Genomic DNA, 20367 nt, shown 5'->3' on the forward strand with positions numbered 1-20367 from the left:
CCTTCCTTGCAACTCTATTTTTACCCAATGGAATCGCATTACCAACAACAACGGCTCGCGCGTCTTAAACGTTTAGAAAAACTATTGCTCATTCTTATCATATCGGCTACCGCACTGGTAGCATGGCTATTCTTTTTCAATTAGTATCAACCAACGAAAGCGTTATGAAACAAATTTTATTATTGGCAGCTTTGCTCCTCCTCGGGCAATGCCTCCATGCGGCATTCGCCCCGGTCACAGGACAAATCGTGGACGATGCCGATCAGACACCATTAATTGGTGTGAGTGTAAAGGTGAAAAACACCAATAAAGGGACTACCACCAATGCGCAGGGACAATTCACACTCGACGTAACAGACAATATCGTACTCGTCATCTCTTACGTCGGCTATGAACCGAAAGAAGTTACTGTGAGTGGTCCACACCTCACCATTCGTTTATCAAAAGCAAACAAAGGATTGAATGAAGTCGTCGTAATTGGTTACGGCAGCGTGGCTAAAAAGAACCTGGTAGGCGCCGTCGCTTCCATCGGTGAAACCCAGATCAAAGACCGGCCTATCACCCGCATCGATCAGGCACTCGCCGCTCAGATGCCCGGCGTACAGGTACAATCCATCACAGGTACACCCGGTGCTGCGCTACAGATCAGGGTAAGAGGCGCCGCCTCCGTATCCGGCAGCAATGATCCGTTGTACATTGTAGATGGGGTACCCGTTGATGACTTAGGCGATATCGATCCTGCTACCATACAATCTGTAGATGTGCTCAAAGATGCATCGGCTGCTGCGATATACGGTGCCAGAGGTTCTAACGGTGTAGTGCTCATCACTACCAAAAGAGGTCAGACTGGTAAACCCATCATCGCTTTCTCCGCCACCTATGCCAGACAGGAACCTGAAAAGTTAGTCGCCATGATGTCGCCCACAGAATGGATCCAATTCAAAAAAGACATTATCGACTCTTCCTGGGTAGCTCTTGGCAGAACAAAAGGAAAGAGCTATACGGCCAGTGATAACATGGATTTTCGTGCCTCCGAATTAGGGGGCACCGTTGCGAACACCCATGATCTGGCCAGCACCACCTATATGTATGATCCTTACTGGGCGTACGGTACAGATAGTCTCGATTACGTGAACTGGCAGGATGAATTTTTCCGGCCGGCCTGGATGCAGAAGTACAACCTCTCTGCCTCAGGAGGTAATGAAAATGTAACGTACCTCTTATCAGGCGAATACATGGATCAGGATGGGATGGCTGTGAACACCGGTTACAAACGCTACACCTTCCGTTCCAACATGGAAATTAAGGTAAGCGAACGCGTGAAAGTCGGACTGCAATTATCACCTTCCATTTCATGGACAACTGGTGCAGGCATCGATGGCCGTAGTGGTATTGGTCCATCTGTAGCTGGTACGGCTCCCATACAGGAGAAGGGCGTCGGGGTACACTCCGGTGCTATCACCTCGGATGCTTATCGCTGGGTAGCAGACCAGATCAGCCCTGTAGAAGTGATGGAAAAGACGATGAACAAAACAGAGCTGACGAAGTTGCTCTCACAAATGTATATCAATGCGGCATTAGCAAAAGGCCTTCGCCTGAACCTGACCGGTGCCTGGAACAGTAGTAGCAGTGATTACAAATATTACCAGCCTACCTCCGTGACTTCCGCCAGAAGAACCGCTACCGAAGGTTCTCAGAGTACGGCCACCCGCAAGACTGCCCGTACACAATACTACCTCTTCCAGGCATTGCTCACCTACGATAAGCAACTGGGCAAACACGGCTTTAACTTCATAGCCGGTGCAAGTACAGAAAACAACAACGCGGCGAATACGGCGCAAACCAACAAGGTATTTGCCAATGATAACCTGTACACCTTTGACCAGGGTTCCTCTACGGTGACTACATCCAGCACGACAGAATCAAAGCGCACACTCGCATCCTTCTTTGGTCGTGTCAATTACAACTTCAACAGCCGGTATTTATTATCAGTGAGCTTCCGGCAGGATGGTAGTTCCCGCTTTGGCGAAGACTCCCGCTGGGGCGCCTTCCCTGCCGCTTCTATCGGTTGGAGGATCAGTGATGAAAACTTTATGAGTGGCCTGCGACACATCTTTAGTGACCTCAAAATCCGCTACTCCTGGGGGATTGCCGGTAATGACAGGATAGGAGGGGATTATCCTTCCATCGGCCTGGTGACCAGCACCAACTACGTATTTGGAGAAACACAGGCACAAAGCACCGGTTTCTCAGTGACCAGTATCACCAATCCTAACCTTCGCTGGGAAAAGACGACCTCCAACGATATCGGCTTCGATGCGACTATCCTGAATGACCGGTTCACCCTCTCTTTTGACTATTATGACAAGATCACCAGAGACCTGTTACTAAGCGTACCCGTGGCCCGTGCTACCGGCTTTACAAAAGAAAACTCCAATATCGGTTCTGTAAGGAACTGGGGGTATGAGATCAACCTGAACTCAAGGAACCTCCGTGGTAAAGACTTCAGCTGGGAAACGGCCCTCAACTTTTCCTGGAACAAAAACAAGGTGGTACAACTGAACAACGACAACACCCCCATCTACACCGGTTGGGAGAATACCGTTAAAATAGCCGTAGGAAGGCCATTATACACCTATGTGCTCTACGATGCTATAGGTGTATATCAAACGGAAGAACAGCTGAAAAACCTGCCTAAAAGAAGCAGTACGATCATTGGGGACCCTGTGTACAGAGACGTAAACAAAGACGGTACGATCAACGCCAATGATATGACAGAAGTGGGCCATCCTGATCCCAACTACACCTGGGGCATGACCAACCGCTTCAGTTACAAACGCTTTGACCTGTCTCTTTTATTACAGGGCCAATGGGGCAACCAGATCTTCAGCATGTTTGGCCGTAATATCGACCGTCCGACCACCGGGCTGGGTAACTACAATGCAAAGCAGGTGTGGGTGAACCGATTCCGTAGCGTGAGTGAACCCGGCGATGGAAAGACACCCCGCATCGATGCATCCACCGCCAGTTTGTACGATACCCGCTGGCTCTACAAAGGTGCTTTTTACAAGATCAAAAACCTCACCGTCGGGTATACTTTCCGCCCGGGTTTTGTGAAAGGTATCCGTAATGCGCGGCTGTATTTCAGCGCAGATAACCTCTGGATGCATGACAACTACTCCGGTGGTTATTCTCCTGAAGCCTTTCAGTCCGATTATCTGAGTGACTGGTCCAGCTACCCGACCGCACGCACATACAGCATGGGTATTAATATCGGATTATAAAAAATAAGTTACATGAAATATATTATCGCAATCATTTGCATCACCATATTAGCGGCCTGTAATAAAGATTTCCTGGATACAGCGCCCATCTCCAATCAGAATGAAAGCAGTTTTTACAAAACGGAAAACGATATTGTGCAGGCTGTAAGCGGGGTGTACAACAAGCTGCTCGCTTTCCCTGACGTGAATAATTTATACCTGTCAGAGGTACGTTCCAACAACTACTATGTAGCCAGACAGGATGCTGCGAGGGATTACTTCAGCCTTTCTGCATTTGAAATCACATCTGCCTTAGGTACTTTGCAAACTGCCTGGACGAATGATTATGAAATGATAGAAAGAGCGAACCAGGTATTGGACAAGATAGATAATATCTCCTTCGCAGATACCACCAAACGTAGCAGGATGAAAGGAGAATGTAAATTTCTCCGTGCGCTCGCTTATTTTGAACTGGTAAAAACCTTTGGTGCAGTGCCTTTGATCGAAACAACGGTTTCTTCAGCAGAAGCGCTCAACTATCCCCGTGTAGGTGCAGATACGATCTACAACTTCATTGTCAGCGAACTCACAACAGCTGCTAATTTATTACCCATCAGCTATAGTGGCACAGATAAAGGCCGTGCTACAAAGCTGGCTGCTTTAGGTTTATTAGGCAGGGCATACCTGTTCATGGCAGGGTATCCGTTTTACAAAACAGAAAACTATACCAACGCGGTCAATGTGCTCAAACAGGTGCTGGATGCAGAGAATAGCGGCTGGACCTTTGCCTCCACGTATGCAGAGATCTTCAAAACAGCCAGTGATAATAAATACTATCTTTTCGAAGTACAATACCTGTCAGGAGGAAAAGGCTTAGGCAATCCTGTACCGGGCGAAGTGATTCCGCTGGACATGGATACAAAGATCACTCCTTACGGCAGCTACTACATGCAGGGCTTCCCTTCCGATGATCTGATCAGTAGTTTTGAAGCAGGTGATAAGCGGGAATTTGTGATCCTGGATACGATATACAGAAACAAATCAGGTGTACTGACGAAGCGGAACTATTTCAAAAAATACCTCGACTCCTCTGCCGCCGCTTCTATTCTCAGTAGCGCTGACTGGGGCATCAACTTCCCCATCTTAAGACCGGAAGATGTAATGCTCATGTATGCCGAGGCAGTGAATGAAACCAGTGGTCCTACAGCAGAAGCACTGAATCTGGTGAACAGGATCAGAACAAGAGCGGGACTTGCAGGTATCTCCGGTGTATCTCAATCTGAATTCAGGCTAATATTAGAAACTGAAAGAAGACATGAACTGGCGTGGGAAGGGTTGTATTGGGGAGACTTAGTACGAACAGGAAGATGTTTGGAAGTAATGAATCCATGGTTACAAACAAACTATTCAAAAACGATAGATGTGACACAGGAATTATATCCAATTCCTCAATCTGAAATGCAAATAAAACCGGGCCTGTATTACCAGAATCCCGGTTATGAATAAACACAAATAAGGGGCTGGTTAAATAACCAGCCCCTGTATATCACCCTTAATAATTATATCCTTTTCTTTTGAATAACCAGATATTTCTCCATCCATCTCCCTGTTGCACCAGCGTCAGTTCATTCTCATTCAGCTTCACAATCGTATACGTCGTTTTCGCACCCAAACTAATATCACTACCCGTTATCTTTACTGTTTGCGCCGTGGTATCCAGATCAAAGATGGCCTTGGTTTTCGTGCCATTATGATTAAAAGTAAAGTTCTTCGCACCATCCAGGTCAAAAGTCATTTCATCAGCAGCTACGCCCTGTGACACGAGGTAACTCTCTCCATTCGTCCACCATGCTGGTGTAGTCGCATCGCCCGGGCCATTCCCATAGCAATACAAAGTCGGTACATCTACCGCCCATACCCATGTCTTACCTTCTGCACCATTCGCCAGCAGGTTCCACAATGCACTACTGAAATATTCCGGGTCGTTCTCTGATACGGTGATCTTTGTAGAATCGCCTACAGGGCCGCCATGGGTATAGATAGTATACTTGATCCAATAATCACCTGCAAAAGGTAAATTGATGGTATCCTGCATTTTCCTGGAGAACCCACCGGTATATTGCCAGAAAGGAATATACCCGCCACTGGTTTCACTACTCAGATAGATAATATTATCGTGCCCGTCTTTCTGTGTAATAGAATATTTCAGGCCTGACTGTGCTATGGTCGGAGACCCCATGCTCTCCTCATCTTCTTTGGTACAGGCAGTAAAAGCACAAGCCAGTACCAGGAGTGACAGTATAATATAGTTTTTCATTTTTAACAGTTTTGTGGAATTATAAAATCACCAACCAGCGTTTTGCTGATACACGCCATTAGACAAACTGATCTCCTGCTCCGGAATTTTGAACAGGCCTTTTGTGGCAGAAGGGAAGCTCACCGTAAAATCAGATGTAGTACCTGAATTGTCAATCGCTGCCTTTGCTACATCTATACCCTGACGCAGTAAGTCCCAGTAGCGTTGTCCTTCCAGTGCCAGTTCCAGTCTGCGCTCATTCATGATGAGGGCTTTGCCCGTTGCATCGGCAGTGAGCGTTTTGCGATAGCTGGTACTTAAGAAGGCCCTGTCGCGTACCTGGTTATAGTAATCCTGTGCTTTAGACAGGTTGCTTTCGAGGTTTAGCTCTGCTGCCATCAGCAATACATCGGCATAGCGGATCACTACATCATCATAGTAGTTGTCAATCTGGAAATCACCACCCATATCCACGGCATTGCCTTCATTCATTGGTGTATATTTCTTCCAGAAGTAACCGGTGTATTGTGCCTGATCGCCCTTTGAGTAAGCCGTGAGGTTTTCATTTTCAATAGATACGATAGAACCACCACGGCGGGTATCATTATTGTCATACGCATTCCAGAGACTTGTGCTCACTGTACCAGCACCCCATCCTTTGTAATAAGGATCCAGTACCTGATTACGAATAGCGATGTCTACCTGCATACGGTTACCATTGTGCTGATCCCAATTGCCCAGCCCTTTGTATGTGAATTTAATAGACCATACGGTTTCTTTATTGTCTTCTCCTACAAAGTTGGTGAGTGCTGACTGCCAGAGGTTCGCAAAGTTATCTACCAATCCGAACCCGCCGGTGTTGATCACGTTGTCAAGGTAAGTAATGGCTTCTGCTTTTGTAATCACACCTGCCAGATCTGTCTGACTATAATAGCCGGTGTAGTATAAAAATACACGGCCTATCAGGGACTCAGCCGCCCATTTGGTCACCCTGCCATAATCGGAAGAAGAGATGCTGGCATAAGGGGTAGCTGCCAGATGATCAGCTGCATACTTCAGGTCTTCTGCGATCTGCGCATAGACTACAGCAGGATCAGATTGTGGCAGACCCAGTTCACTGGGCGTGAGCGGAGTGGTTGTCATAGGGATGTTTCCAAACAACCTTACCAGGTCAAAATAGAAGTACGCTCTCAGAAAACGGGCTTCGGCAGTATACTGTACTTTCAGTGTGGTATCGCTACCCCAGCTTACACCATCTATTTTTGACAGGAGGATATTGGCCCTGTAAATACCTGTATAATATTTCTCCCAGAGGCTCAGGTTCATATTGGAAGACGCTTCGAAGCGGTCCCATTGTTTCCATACCAGGTCAGAGGTACCACCGCCGCCAAAACAGTCGTCGCTGGCTATTTCAGATACGAGGTGGATATTATCATAGTCACCGATTTCCAGTTGATTGTATACGGATACCAGTGCCTGCAATGCCTGTTCCGGCGTTTTATAGAAAGATTCTTCCGTCTGTTCATCAACAGGGGAGCGTTCCAGGAAGCTCTTGCTACAAGCGGCAAAGAACGCGATTGCTATAGCTGCTAAGAATATTTTTTTCATGTGGAATGTTTTAGAATTTTACGTTCAGGCCCAGTAACAGTGTCTTAGGCTGTGGATAGGTACCTACGTCAATACCGGAAGCCCAGGAAGAAGAGCCATAACCAATTTCAGGGTCTATGCCTTTATACTTTGTGAACGTAAACAGGTTGGTGCCGGAAACGTATAATCTTAATTGTTGAATAGGCATTTGCGGGAATAACTTTTTGAAGTCATAACCCAGGTTCACACTCTTTATGCGCAGGAAGGAACCGTTTTTAATATACAGGTCAGAAGAGCGGATCCAGTTCTGGTTCAACTCAGCACCATCTGTAACACGAGGTATTTTGTTAGAGGTACCTTCGCCTGTCCAGCGACCCAGGATCTCAGCAGAATAGTTATTGAGCGGGCTGGAGAAGTCGTGTGTACCATCCCAGATATTGCTGCCCTGTGAGCCATAGATCGCAACAGTAAAATCAAAACCCTTGTAACCCAGGTTCACATTGAAACCATAAGTAAACTTAGGGAATGGATTGCCGATCATGGTTTCATCGTTCGCATCGATCACGCCATCGCCATTCAGGTCTTTGAAGCGTACATCGCCGGGTTGTGCATTCGGCTGGATAGGAGAACCGTCTTTACCTTTGTAAGCAGCGACTTCGCTTGTATTCTGGAAGAGACCATCCGTTTTGTAACCATAGAAGTAACCCATTGGGAAACCTTTCTGTGCACGGTAGAACTCTGGCATACTGGCATAGGTGACGGCAGTAGAACCATTGATGATCTTTTCCTTGTTAGGAATGTCTGTCACCTTATTACGGTTCACGGTCAGGTTACCATTCAGTCCTATAGAAAACTCATTGAATTTGTGATCCCATCCCAGAGCTACTTCAATACCTCTGTTGCGCACGTCACCACCATTTACGAGTGCAGTGGTGGCACCGGATATAGCAGGCGTGTTCACACTTACCAGCCAGTCTTTTGTCAGTTTATTATACAGGTCGATGGTCAGCGTGAAATCATTGAAGAGCACCGCATCGATACCAACGTTGGTCTGTTCGGAAGTTTCCCATTTCAGATCAGGATTGGCAGTTTTAATCGGTGCCGCACCTACATAAGCTACATCACCACTACCGAAGTAGTAACCCAGGTATTGGGTAGATAGGGTGGACAGGTATTGGTATTGAGCAGATGGCAGGTTGCCGTTTTGGCCCCAGCCGGCACGGATCTTCAGGAAGTCCAGCCAGTATTTTTTCAGCCATGGTTCGTTGGTAGGTACCCAGCCCGCAGAGAAGGAAGGGAAGCGACCGTACCGGTTGTTTGCACCAAATGCAGTAGAACCATCTATACGGAATACGGCAGTGAACATATACTTTTCCGCATAGTTATAGCCAAAACGGCCAAAGTAGGAAAGCAGTGCAGAAGAACCTTTGGAACCATATACCTTTTGTGTACTGTCTGTCGTACCATTGTTGATGATGGCATTGTCCAGACCTGATTTAGTCAGGTCCTGTTTGTAGCCATTGATATAAAAGGTGGTATTTTCCATGGAGTTCAAACCCACCAGTGCATTGATGTTGTGCTTGCCAAACTGGCGCACATAGTTGATGGTGTTATCCCAGTTCCAGATAGCAGTACGAGACATACCCTGGTTGGCCTGTGAGTGAATATTATATTCAGTGGTAGACAGGTCGTAAGTGGGTTTATAGCTATTGGTATTTTCATACTGCAGGTTAATACCGAAGTCAGAACGGATATTCAGTCCCTTGATCGGTGTGGCCTGCAGGTAAATATTGCCAATGAAGTTGTCGTAGGTATTCTTGTTCTGGTATTTATAGTACATGGCAGCTACGGGGTTGGCTTCGCCCACGTTCCAGGTAGACTTACCGAAAGCCCCGGTAGAGTCATACACATCGAAGAGCGGACTTACATTCAGTACGCCGTGCATCGTATTGTCATAAATACCACTCACACCTACACCACTTTTTGCAGAGCGGGAGTAAGTGAGGTTTTCACCAAATACGATCAGGTCCTTGTAGGCTTTATGTTCAGAGTTGACGCGGAAGTTGATACGCTCATATTTGGATTGTCCTTTGAAGCCAATGATACCATCCTGTTTGGTATAAGACAGGGAAGCAGAGTATACAGAGCGGTCATTACCTCCAGACATGGAGATACTATGGTTCATCATCGGCGCCTTCTTGTTGTACATCGCTTCCTGCCAGTCGGTACCTTTGCCCAGTGCTTTCAGTTGTTCGGTGGTGAAGTACGCATTGTTGCCGGAGTTGATCGCAGTTTCATTCATGATCACACCATAGTCGTGTGCATTCAGCAACGCCATTTTGTGAGAAGGGTTCTGCACACCATAATAAGCATCGTATGCCAATTTAGTAGGTGTGTTTTTACCTTTTGCAGTCGTGATCAATACCACCCCGTTCGCACCACGGGAACCATAGATAGCAGAGGAAGCGGCATCTTTCAGAACGTCCACACTGGCAATGTCAGAAGGGTTCAGGTAAGAAAGGTCCGTAACCTGCACACCATCTACAATGTAAATAGGATCGGCAGTACCCACAGTACCTGTACCGCGTATGCGTACTTTCATGGATTCTCCGGGTTGTGCGGATACGGTAGCGATCTGCACACCGGCAGTCTGACCCTGTAAGGCCTGGTCTACACGCAGGGAGTGGTTTTCTTCCAGTTGTTTGGTATTCACATGGTCGATGGCGCCTGTTACAAGTTTTTTCTTCTCCGTACCATAACCGATCACTACTACTTCGTCAATAGTCTTTGTGCCTTCGGTTAACTGGATGTTGATGGTTGTTTGTCCTTTTACAGCGATCACCTGTTTGTTGAAACCCATGAGGGTGATTTCCAGGGTATCTCCATCTTTGGTCTGCAGGTGAAAGCGGCCGTTGATATCAGAAATGGCACCATTGTTCGTGCCTTTTACGCGCACACTGGCGCCTGTGAGTGGTTCATCTTTACCAGCTGTGGATACTCTTCCTTCGAGCTGGTGAGAGTTGGTCTGTGCAAATGTCATAGTACCGGTCAGCAGCATTGCTATAAGCAGTATGCCCCTGATCCCCCAGGATGCAGCCACAAAATCGTGGATTTTGTAAGCAGTTTTCATAATGTTAGAATGTTTGTTTCTGGATGATGTAAGAATTGATGGTCGACGAATTTTGTGTTGTTCACAACGTGTTAAATGTTGATGTGGTTTTAGGTTTTAAAGTTTTATATGGATCATTTGTTCATTGCCATTATACTGTACCAGCTGACCTTTGTTGGCCGCCAGGTCAAATGCTGTTGGATGTGTTGGATCTATCTTTACAATACGGAAACTACGCTGTTGCAGCATGCCGGGGAATTCACCTGCGCGCTTGCCAATCTGCAACGTATTGTCGGCATCATTATAGGTAAATGCGATAGTACTGAACATGCCTTTTTCATAGTTATAGTTCAACCCTTCATCCTCATAAAGGCTGAATGTGCCATTGCTACCGCCATAAACATATAAGGTAATGGTATCAGCAGGTTGCTGGCCGGTGTATTGCAGCTCCGGACCAAAGGGTACAATGCTGCCCGCTTTTACATACAGTGGAATACGATTCAGTGGTGCAGCAGCTGTGATGTGCTGACCGCCATCGGTATACTTACCATCATACAGGTTGTACCAACCCTGTCCTGCTGGTAGGTACAGCTCACGGGAGCGGGCTTTGTAAGCATAAACCGGGTTAACCAGGAAGGCAGGACCAAACATGAACTGGTCTCCTATATGACGAACGGAAGTATCCTGGTCGAAATCCATGATCAGCCCACGCATCAGTGTGTAGCCGTTATGATAAGTCTGTCCGGCAAGAGAGTAGATGTAAGGCATTAACCTGTAACGAAGCCGGTCGTAATAAACGATTGATTGATATTCCTGGCTGTTATCAGGTGCAATATTGTACACTTCCCTGTATGGATACTGTCCGTGTGCACGGAACAATGGACAAAAGGCCCCGTATTGATACCAGCGGGTGTTCAGTTCCCGCCATTCCTGTAAATTATCCCCCTGTGGATCAGGCTTGTCATATTTATCCTCTACATAGAAGCCCCCAATATCCGTAGTCCAATAGGGTAAACCAGACATACAAAAGTTCAGACCAGCCGGAATTTGTCTGGCCAGTTCATCGAAGCGGGCAGCGATGTCGCCACTCCATGTTGCAGCACTATAACGTTGTAATCCGGCAAACGCGGAGCGGGTAAGGATAAACACACGCTGATCAGGTTTCTGTGCTCTCTGACCTTCATAGATGCCTTTTGCATTCATGAGTGCGAAAGGATTAAAGTATTGTGTGGATGACCCTAAAGCAGTAGGGTTCATCAGTTGTTTGCGGTATTCGATAGTTGAGTTGGAATAGATATCCGGTTCGGTCGCATCCAGCCACCAGGCGTCTACACCTTTGCTGAATAAGTGTGTATTTATGATAGACCAGAATTCTTTTCTGGCATCCGGATTGAAAGCATCGTAGAAGGTAGATACATAGCCTTTGCCGATCCAGTCGCGGATGGTGTCTTTGATACTTTTGGTGTAGAGATAACCCTTGTCATTCATCAGTTTGTAGTTCGGGATATCCTTGTAGAACTTAGGCCATACTGAAATCATGAAGTGGGTATGATACAGGTCGTGGAGGGAGTCGATCATTCCCTTCGCATCCGGGAACCGGGCAGGATCGAAGTCCTGGCTTCCCCAGGCATTTTCTTCCCAGTAAGACCAGTCCATCACAATATTATCCAGCGGTATCTGTCGTTTTCTGAATTCCTGAACGGTGCTGATCACATCTCTTTGCGTCTTGTATCTTTCACGGCTTTGCCAGAAACCCATGGCCCATCTGGGCAGGATGGCGGCTTTGCCTGTAATGGTGCGGTAGCCATTGATGATCTCATCAGGATGTTCTCCGTATATAAAATAGTAATCGATCTTTTCACCGGCTTCGGAGGTAAAGGCCATTTTATCTTTCAGGCGTTCCGGGGTGGGAGAGAGGTGTTTCAGGGAAATAAAGGCCTGATCTGATTCAGGGATCCATTCTACCTTCAGGTCATGCTGTTCACCTGTCTGCATGGTCTTATTAAAGACGGAAGGACCAGGGTTCCAGCCCTCCCGCCATTTGTCTAGCATCAATACTCCATCGATCCAAATTCTGATGTAACCGGAAGCCGAAATGTAAAATTTCTGATCGCCCGCTTCTTTGGGGCTTACCTTTCCTTCCCAGGTTACGATGCCTTTTGCCATTGGGTAACCGGCAGGGATCGTTTTGAGGGAGGGGATAAAGGAATAGTCAATTTTTGACTCTCCCCGTTGCAGGAATACGCTGTCTTTTTGATAGCGTAGGCCATAAGTAGCCGTTAAAGCCCCTTTCTGGCCGTTTTTATCGGTCAGATCAAGTGTGGCCAGCTCTTCATATGGGCGGTCGTCTCCAAAGCGGGTAATGGAATAATTATCCCACAGAATACCATAATGGCGGCTGGACAAAACAAAGGGTACAGCTACCTGGCTATTATATTGCGTAAGGTCTACGTCCTGGTTTTTATAGTTCATAAGACCAGTCTGTGGCTGGCCCAGTCCATAAAAAGCTTCATCAGCCGGAGAATCAAAGAGTTGTTGAATTCGGAAAAGCTTTTTACCGTCTATTGTTACAGGCGTAAATGCTTTCCCTCCTTCGTTTATGATGGTGTTACCCTGGGCGTCTTTAAATTGCACTTCACCGGTGGTAATGTCTACGGTAGCTGTTAAGGCATTGGTTTTCAATGTAGCTACATTTCCTTCTTCTGTGGATGTCCATTTTATATCCTGGTTATTACCTACTACCGATATCAGGCTGGGGGTAGTAGAAATTTTGTCTTCAGGAGAGGCGGATACCCTGATAATTTTGTCATTGATCACTTGTAGTCTTACCTGTTTTACATCGCCTTCTGTTCTGATCAGTAAGCCATCTTTCAATTTTTCAACACGGTCAGTGTGACAAAATTGAAAGCAACAGGAAACAATCACAATCGGTAGGAATCGGATTTTCTTCATATCTGTGGAATTTGTCTTTACTCGTTGTTGGTCGATGTTCGAGTGCGGACAAATGTAGCCCACTGCTACCAGACAGAGGGTAGGCGAATGTTTTCAATTAGGGGTCAAAATGTTAACTAAAAAGAAAATTTAAGGGGCTGTTTTGATAACCTTGTATTGATTATCAATCAATTACTTTAAAATTGAATTGGAAGGTCACCACCAGGTCGTCCTTGGCGCGGATCATGCCGCCAAACTTCCGGGGGGGTACCAGGCCGAAGTCGGAGAAGTGGATATTTTTGGAACCGGTCATATGGATCATTTTCTGATCGTCGGTATTCGTGGTCAGGTAGAGGTGCATTTCTTTGGTCACCCCGGCCAGTTCGATCGCAACGTTCCCGCACAATTGTTCGGAGTTGCCATTGAGGGCAGGGTATTTCTGAAGGGATAAGAGGGCGATGCGAAGGGCTGGGTGTTGACGGGCTTTGAGGGTTTCCCGCAGGTCGTGGGTCATCATCTTGTCCAGGCAGTCGAAGTCAAATACGGCCATTTCCAGTTTACCACTGAGGCGTACTACTTCGGAACCGTTGCTCTGGTAGCAAATGAGGGTATCCCGGTTTGGATAGTTTTTGATTTCGCAACTGAATTTGTTCACGTTGGTACTGCCGCTTACCCGAACGAGGATGTTGTTGAGTACTACCCATTTTACACCCCGGGGGGCTGGCACTTTGAAAGCCAGGAGGCAGAAAATTGTCAGTATGAAGGTAAGTGTGCGCATTGTTAAAAGGAAGAAGGAAGTAAAAAAGGCCCTCCTTTTTGGGGAGGGCCTTTTTCAAATTGATACACTATCAGACATTGAAAGATTAGAACCCAACCACTGCTTCAATCACGTATCCATTGAACTTACCACCAGAGCGATAATCTGCTGTAGGGAAGTCTTTGTATTTCTGTACCACATATTCACCTTTCATCAGAATATTATTTGTTACGAACCAGCCAGCAGCTAAAGCAACACGATTTATTTTCACATCCTGAGTGTAGGTGATTGCACCTGCACCGGTACCAGCTGTGCTGTTTGCAGGGCGTGCAGTCACTTCGTTATATCTTACACCCAGGAAAACATTTTCTTTAGGGAAGAAACGGTAAACTGCATCAACTGCATATTGGCTTGCATCTCTTGTTTTAGCTTCGGAAGCAGAACGGCCACTTGATTTTTCGTAAGTACCAAATACTTCGAAGCCGCTATATTTAGCAAATACGTTGAACATACCTGCGTTGATCTTCTTGGTAAAACCAGGATTGAAACGACCGGAGAATGCGAGTGGAGTACCTGCACCGCTGGTGTTGCTTGGGTTAGAAGAAGCTTCTTCCATCACGTATTGGTAGTTAGAACCGGAACGGTCGCCACCATACAGTGTGTTGCTACCGCTACTCTGGTTGCCATAGTAGCTCAGGCTTGCACGCAAACGGAATTTCTCAGCCAGTTTCTTGTCAAAGCCTACTTTAGCTAACAGGGATGGAGACTTGTGCAGTTTGCCATCAGCGTTGTTCTTGTTGTAGAGGGAGTCTACGTTACCTTTGATCATACCGTTGGTGATACCAACCATACCGAACAGACCATTGTGTTTCAGGTAAACTTCAGCACCAATTTCTGTTGCATAAGCATCCATGATGTTACTTTCCATGAAAGGATTGTAGAGGGTCTGACCACCATCGCTTCTGCGGAAGTGTGCATCACCATAGTCTACTTCCATGTGACCCACTTTGATGGTTGCATATTTCATGATGCCATCAAGTACTTCGTTTCTGAATGGAAGTCTGTCGATTTGGATATATCCACCTTTTACCCATGTTTCATTATGGTGTTTGGAAGACAGGTACAAAGTTAAGTTCATGGTGATACCAGGAGCCAGCGGTACATCGAAGTACAGGTTAGCCTGTGCTGTCTGGAACCCTGCGGTGATATCTTTCAGTTTGTTACCAGCTACAGATCCTGTAGAGCTGGAATAAGAACCTACTGTATTGTTTAGTGCAGTGGGATTTTCGTGTTTCAGATTTTGGAACTGCATGGTAAAACCAGCACCGATTCTAGGTTTGATACCGTCGAAGTAGGTGGAAGTATCCTTTGCTCCTTCGAATACGTTGATACCAGTTTTATCGTATGGTCTCCAGTTTGGAATGTTCCGGTCCTGCGCCATTAAGGTAATTGGGAAGAAGCCGACGCAAAACAACACTATATGTTGCAGACGCATTTTTGTTTTCATGGCAATCGATTTAAAATAATGTGTAGTGGTTAGTGGTTTTATTATTGATGAAGTGTAATTTATTGGTGAAGTGTAAACTCGTAGCTGATAGTTACAGCGTTACCAGTTTTCATGGCACCCATCATGAAGGATGGAGGATCCACCTGGAAGTCAGTCATATTGATAACTTTGCTTCCTTTGATAACTACTGATTTACCACCGGCTGCTGCAGTGCTCTTCGCTGTCAGTTCTACTGCTTTGGTTACACCTGCAATGGTCAGTTGACCTTGTGCTTTGATGGAACCATCTGCAGCTACAGTTGAAGTAGTAATTTTGAAAGTGATGTTTGGATTCTTTTTAGTTTTTAATGCTTTATATGCATTGCTATCCATGCCACTGTGTTCACTTTTCAGCGTTTCTGCACCTACAGTGTAACTGAGTGCAGTAATACCGGTCAGCTGGCCGGCAGGGCTGAAGGTAAGGTCAGCTGTACAGGTTCCGGAAGTAGCTTTCATTTCCCAGTCGTGAAGGGTAGATGTACCGTTTACTTTGAGACTAATGCCGCTTACTACCAGTGTTTTATTCTGTGCAAATGCTGCCGCTACGATAAGTTGTACGAACAGTAATGTGGCGATTCCTTTTCTGATGATTGCTGAGTGATACATGGTAAATTGGATTTAAAGCGTTAGACGGATATCGTTCCGTTCTGAGTGCAAGTTGGTGATAAGTAGATTGGCGGGAAATGATGGACATCATTCCTGTAACTGATTGGAGTTGGGGTATGCCTGACAGTGGTTATCTTAATCGTTGCGGCCCTTGTAGGCAGAGGGCAAAACACCGTACTCGAGCTTAAAATAGCGGGAAAAATATTTGGGGTTATTAAAGCCGACTTCGTAGGCTATTTCGGCGATGGTTAACTGGCTTTTTTCGAGCAATTGGGCTGCCCGCTTGAGTCTTATGGATCTGATAAATTCAATCGGGGGCTTACCTGTTAATGATAGTAGCTTTTTGTAAACAGAGACTCTGCTCATGAAAAGTTCACGGCTCAGCTCTTCTACAGAGAAGTCCGGGTTGGAAATATTCTTCTCTACTATCTGTAATGCCTGCTGAATAAACTGTTCGTCCTGTGAGGAGATGGCAATTTCCTCCGGATGTGCTTCTATGTGCTGTTGGAAGGTCTTTTTGAGGGATTGTTGCTGATTTATGATATTCCTTATGCGTGACAACAACATTTCGAAGTTGAATGGCTTGGTAATGTACTCAGACGCGCCATTGTCAAGGGCTTCCAGCTGGTCTTCCTCCGCTGCACGGGCTGTGAGGAGAATGACAGGAAGGTGTGCCGTACGGGGCTGTTGCCGGATCTTACGGCAGAGCTCCAAACCATCCATTTCGGGCATACTTACATCGCTGACCACGATCGAGGGTAGGGTATTTTGTAAAATATTCCAGCCAGCCAGGCCGTTGGGCGCATCAACAATGTGAAAGTACTGACCAAGATTATCTTTGAGATAAAAACGAAAATCTTCGCTGTCTTCGATCAGGAGAATAACGGGCTTTTTGCCTGTATAGATAGGTGTGGCGTCAGGTATTTGCGGCTCCATAATGGAGGTGTGTTGCGTAGCTCCTTTGGTAGCGGTCTGAATGCCATTCACAGGCAGTAACACCGTGAAGGCGCTACCCATGCCGGGGGCACTGTCTACACTGATACTGCCACCATGGAGTTTTACAAATTCTTTGGTGATGCTTAAGCCGATGCCACTGCCCTGGTTGACGAGTGAATCGGGTATGTCGTGTTGGAAAAAACGTTCGAAAATACGGTCTTGTTGATCGGGAGGTATACCAATACCAGTATCTTTTACTATGATGGCCAGCAAACCGTTTTGTTGCAGTTGTAAGTCAATGGAAATATTGCCCTGGTCAGGGGTAAATTTAAATGCATTGCTGAGTAAATTGAACAGGATCTTTTCAATCTTGTCAGGGTCATAGAGCATGGTCAGCACTGGCACATTGCTATGGAAGTCGAGGTGAATTTGTTTCTTTTCGGACAGGTCCGAGAAAGAGGTGGTGAGTTCTTTGATGAACGCAATGATATCACCTTCTGTAGCGTATAATTTGATTTCCTGTACTTCCATTTTACGGAAGTCGAGGAGTTGATTTACCAGGTTGAGTAAGCGGCGTGCATTGCGCTGTACAAGCACGAGTTGTTGCTGTACATTGCCTTCGATATCTTTTTTCAGTAGTCTTTCTAAAGGCGTAATAATTAAGCTTAGCGGCGTGCGGAATTCATGACTTATATTTGTGAAGAAACGGATCTTCAGCGAATCTAATTCATGCATGCGCCGTGCTTCCTGTCTTTCCTGTGCAATGCGTGCACGGAATCTTTCTCTTTCAAGAATTACACGCCTGCCAATGATTAAGGCGCCTATGATGAGTAGGGCATAAATGATGAATGCCAGCGGTGTTCGCCAGAATGGTGGTAAGATGGTGATGCGTAATTCCAGTGGTTGTGGTGTCCATATACCATCGTTGTTAGAGGCTTTTACTTTGAAGATATATTCACCAGGATCGAGGTTCGTGTAAGTGGCAGTGCGTGCGCCTGCATCACTCGTGAGCCATTCGTGGTTAAAGCCTTCCAGCATGTAGGAATACTGGTTCTTTTCAGGATGAAAGAAATTCAATGCAGCGAAGCTGACAGAGAATTCGTTTTCCTTATATTTTAAAGTGATATGTCTTGTTTGATTGATGGTTGCAGATAAGAGTGTTCTGCCATTCAGCGACTCACCGGGAGACATGCTTTTGTTGAAGACCTGGAAGTCTGTGAGTACGACTGGTGGAATGTTTGAGTTGACAGCGATATTGTGTGGATAGAATAAATTGAAGCCGTTTCCACCACCGAAAAGGAGTTCTCCATTGCGTGTTTTTAGCGCTGCGTTTTCGTTGAATTCTCTACCTTGTAATCCGTCTGACTGATCGTAATTTTTAAACTGTTGTTGTGCACGCATATTGGATAAACCATTGGCGGTGCTCATCCAGAGCGTGTGGTTATTATCTTCTAAAATGTTTAGTACAGTATTGTCAGGGAGACCATCTTCTCTTCTGAAAATTTTAAATTGCTTTGTGTTGGGATTAAAAAGGTTTAATCCTTCCCTGGTGCCGATCCATATTTGTCCCTGGCTGTCTTCAAACAGGCAGAGGACGTTTTTATGACTGAGGCTGCCGGGTTGTTTAGGATCGGCATCGTAGTGGGTGAAATTTCCTTTTTGATCCATTACATCTACGCCTTCGGCGGTGCCTATCCACAGGTTCCCTTTTTTATCCTGGAGAAATGCGGAGATGTAGGGTGAGTGTACTTTATTGTTGTAGCGAATGAATTTGTTGTTTGCGAGCTGATTTAATCCTCCACCTAAAGTCCCGATCCAGAGTCTTTGCTGACTGTCTTCAAATATTTCCCAGATGCTGTTATCGCTTAGACTGTTGGTATCATTGGCATCATGACGGTAGTGAATAAAACGTTTTCCATCAAAGCAATCCAGTCCACCGAAGTAAGAGCCTACCCATAGTTTTTGCTCGTGATCGATCCAGAGACTAACGATCACATTGCCACTGGGTGAGTTAGGGTTGGATGGGTTATGCAGGTATTGTTTGTAGGTGTTTTTATTTCTGTCAAAGTAAATGAGACCACCGCCGTTGGTACCGATCCAGATATTGCCGTTGGCGTCTTCTGCGAAGCGATTTACGTCGTCGTAGGGGAGGCTGTTTAATGCAAATGCCTGGTGCTGGTACAGGGGGAATTTTACCATGTTTTCATGGTAATAACAGAGGCCTTTTTTGTAGGTACCAATCCAGATGATACCGGCGTTATCCTTATAGAGGGTGGTAATACTATTTTGACTAAGGCTTTTAGGATCTTCGCTATTGTTAGTGAGGAAGTGGAAGGTTTGTTGTTTTTTATCGATAATGTTGAGGCCACCGTGGTCGGTGCCAACCCATATTAATCCCTGGTTGTCCTGTACAACACCGCGGACGATGTTGTTATTCAGGCCATTGTTCTGATCGTAGTGGGTGAATGTTTTTGAGCGTTGGTTAAAGCAGTAAATACCCTGCACATCGTTGTTGCTGAACAGCCAGCAGTCGCCGTCTTTGTCAGCCATGAGCTGATAAGGGCTGGGAGTGGGGGCAGGGAGTTGATTTCTGGAAACGATTTGTTGGGTATGTGGATCCATTTTTTCCAGCAGGCCATTGGTGTGGATGATCCAGCAAAAGCCGGATGGGGCTTGTGCCATATCAGATATTTGAGTGCCCGGGAGGAGATGGAGTGTTTTTTTGTTGGAAGGAGAGTAGCGGTAGAGGCCATCTTTGGGTGTGACGAACCAGAAGTTGCCATCGAGGTCTTTGAGAATATTATTGATGCTGTCTACAGGTACGCCAAATCTGCTGAGGGCCTGGCGCGGATCGCGCTGGAAGTTTCCCATTTGCGGATTGAATACGTTTTGTCCGTTTCTATGTGTGATCCAGAGGAGGCCTTCGGGCCCTTCCATGATGCTGGTGACGAAGTTGTCGGCGATGGTGGTGGTATCTCTGATATCTTGTCTGAAGATCTGGAAGTTGTAACCATCGTATCTGTTGAGGCCGGACATGGTGCCGAACCACATGAAGCCCTGGCTGTCTTTATAAATGCAATTGACCTGGTTGGCGGATAGGCCCTGGGTGATGTCGATACGGGTGAATTGGTATTGGGACTGTGGTGTTTGTGCCCAAAGTAACGTAAATGGTAATAGCAGCAGGATGAATAAAAACGATTTGTGGATGGTCACACTAAGAAATTTTCATAAACGTGGTGTAATATAATTAAATGTCGGGAATACAATTTAATTTCTGTTAAAGGGATGTAGGCATCAAAATAGGCATCAGGCTTCTTCACTATCAATCCCGCCCATC

General features: G+C 46.0%; 10 protein-coding genes. 2 read left to right on the forward strand and 8 right to left on the reverse strand.

Going from position 1 to position 20367, the window contains the following annotated elements; all coding sequences use genetic code 11:
• Nucleotides 1-164 precede the first annotated feature (164 nt).
• The gene (locus tag QQL36_RS20225; protein WP_321566595.1) at nucleotides 165-3284 is read left to right on the forward strand and encodes a TonB-dependent receptor; all 3120 of its coding nucleotides are present in this window, start codon (nucleotides 165-167) and stop codon (nucleotides 3282-3284) included.
• 12 nt (nucleotides 3285-3296) lie between these two features.
• Nucleotides 3297-4769 (forward strand): RagB/SusD family nutrient uptake outer membrane protein, encoded by a 1473-nt coding sequence (locus QQL36_RS20230; RefSeq protein ID WP_321566596.1) that lies wholly within the window; start codon nucleotides 3297-3299, stop codon nucleotides 4767-4769.
• Between the two features lie 46 nt (nucleotides 4770-4815).
• Here the strand turns inward: QQL36_RS20230 and QQL36_RS20235 are convergent, their stop codons facing one another.
• The 8 genes from QQL36_RS20235 to QQL36_RS20270 all read right to left on the reverse strand — a co-directional run bounded on the left by QQL36_RS20235 (nucleotide 4816) and on the right by QQL36_RS20270 (nucleotide 20243).
• Nucleotides 4816-5580, reverse strand: a complete 765-nt coding sequence (locus tag QQL36_RS20235) for a hypothetical protein (RefSeq protein ID WP_083721777.1) — start codon at nucleotides 5578-5580, stop codon at nucleotides 4816-4818.
• Between the two features lie 27 nt (nucleotides 5581-5607).
• The gene (locus QQL36_RS20240) at nucleotides 5608-7167 is read right to left on the reverse strand and encodes a RagB/SusD family nutrient uptake outer membrane protein (RefSeq protein ID WP_083721776.1); all 1560 of its coding nucleotides are present in this window, start codon (nucleotides 7165-7167) and stop codon (nucleotides 5608-5610) included.
• A gap of 10 nt (nucleotides 7168-7177) precedes the next feature.
• Nucleotides 7178-10276 carry a TonB-dependent receptor gene (locus QQL36_RS20245; protein ID WP_321566597.1) on the reverse strand — a complete coding sequence of 1033 codons (3099 nt, stop codon included), beginning with the start codon at nucleotides 10274-10276 and terminating at the stop codon, nucleotides 7178-7180.
• A 96-nt stretch (nucleotides 10277-10372) separates the two neighbouring features.
• Nucleotides 10373-13207 carry a TIM-barrel domain-containing protein gene (locus QQL36_RS20250; protein WP_321566598.1) on the reverse strand — a complete coding sequence of 945 codons (2835 nt, stop codon included), beginning with the start codon at nucleotides 13205-13207 and terminating at the stop codon, nucleotides 10373-10375.
• Between the two features lie 163 nt (nucleotides 13208-13370).
• Nucleotides 13371-13964 carry a hypothetical protein gene (locus QQL36_RS20255; protein WP_321566599.1) on the reverse strand — a complete coding sequence of 198 codons (594 nt, stop codon included), beginning with the start codon at nucleotides 13962-13964 and terminating at the stop codon, nucleotides 13371-13373.
• Nucleotides 13965-14049: 85 nt separating this feature from the next.
• Nucleotides 14050-15450: a hypothetical protein gene (locus QQL36_RS20260; RefSeq protein ID WP_321566600.1), complete on the reverse strand. Its 1401-nt coding sequence runs from the start codon at nucleotides 15448-15450 to the stop codon at nucleotides 14050-14052.
• A gap of 59 nt (nucleotides 15451-15509) precedes the next feature.
• Complete coding sequence (locus QQL36_RS20265) at nucleotides 15510-16094, reverse strand: YceI family protein (RefSeq protein ID WP_321566601.1); 585 nt, start codon at nucleotides 16092-16094, stop codon at nucleotides 15510-15512.
• A 135-nt stretch (nucleotides 16095-16229) separates the two neighbouring features.
• A complete protein-coding gene (locus tag QQL36_RS20270; RefSeq protein WP_321566602.1) occupies nucleotides 16230-20243 on the reverse strand; it encodes a two-component regulator propeller domain-containing protein in 4014 nt (1337 codons plus the stop codon).
• Nucleotides 20244-20367 lie beyond the last annotated feature (124 nt).

The organism is Chitinophaga sp. LS1, assembly GCF_034274695.1.
GTDB lineage: Bacteria > Bacteroidota > Bacteroidia > Chitinophagales > Chitinophagaceae > Chitinophaga.

Bases quoted from the DNA above. Each gene is read 5' to 3' on its own strand.
- QQL36_RS20225 (WP_321566595.1), top strand. From the start codon at position 165: ATGAAACAAATTTTATTATTGGCAGCTTTGCTCCTCCTCGGGCAATGC.
- QQL36_RS20230 (WP_321566596.1), top strand. From the start codon at position 3,297: ATGAAATATATTATCGCAATCATTTGCATCACCATATTAGCGGCCTGT.
- QQL36_RS20235 (WP_083721777.1), bottom strand. From the start codon at position 5,580: ATGAAAAACTATATTATACTGTCACTCCTGGTACTGGCTTGTGCTTTT.
- QQL36_RS20240 (WP_083721776.1), bottom strand. From the start codon at position 7,167: ATGAAAAAAATATTCTTAGCAGCTATAGCAATCGCGTTCTTTGCCGCT.
- QQL36_RS20245 (WP_321566597.1), bottom strand. From the start codon at position 10,276: ATGAAAACTGCTTACAAAATCCACGATTTTGTGGCTGCATCCTGGGGG.
- QQL36_RS20250 (WP_321566598.1), bottom strand. From the start codon at position 13,207: ATGAAGAAAATCCGATTCCTACCGATTGTGATTGTTTCCTGTTGCTTT.
- QQL36_RS20255 (WP_321566599.1), bottom strand. From the start codon at position 13,964: ATGCGCACACTTACCTTCATACTGACAATTTTCTGCCTCCTGGCTTTC.
- QQL36_RS20260 (WP_321566600.1), bottom strand. From the start codon at position 15,450: ATGAAAACAAAAATGCGTCTGCAACATATAGTGTTGTTTTGCGTCGGC.
- QQL36_RS20265 (WP_321566601.1), bottom strand. From the start codon at position 16,094: ATGTATCACTCAGCAATCATCAGAAAAGGAATCGCCACATTACTGTTC.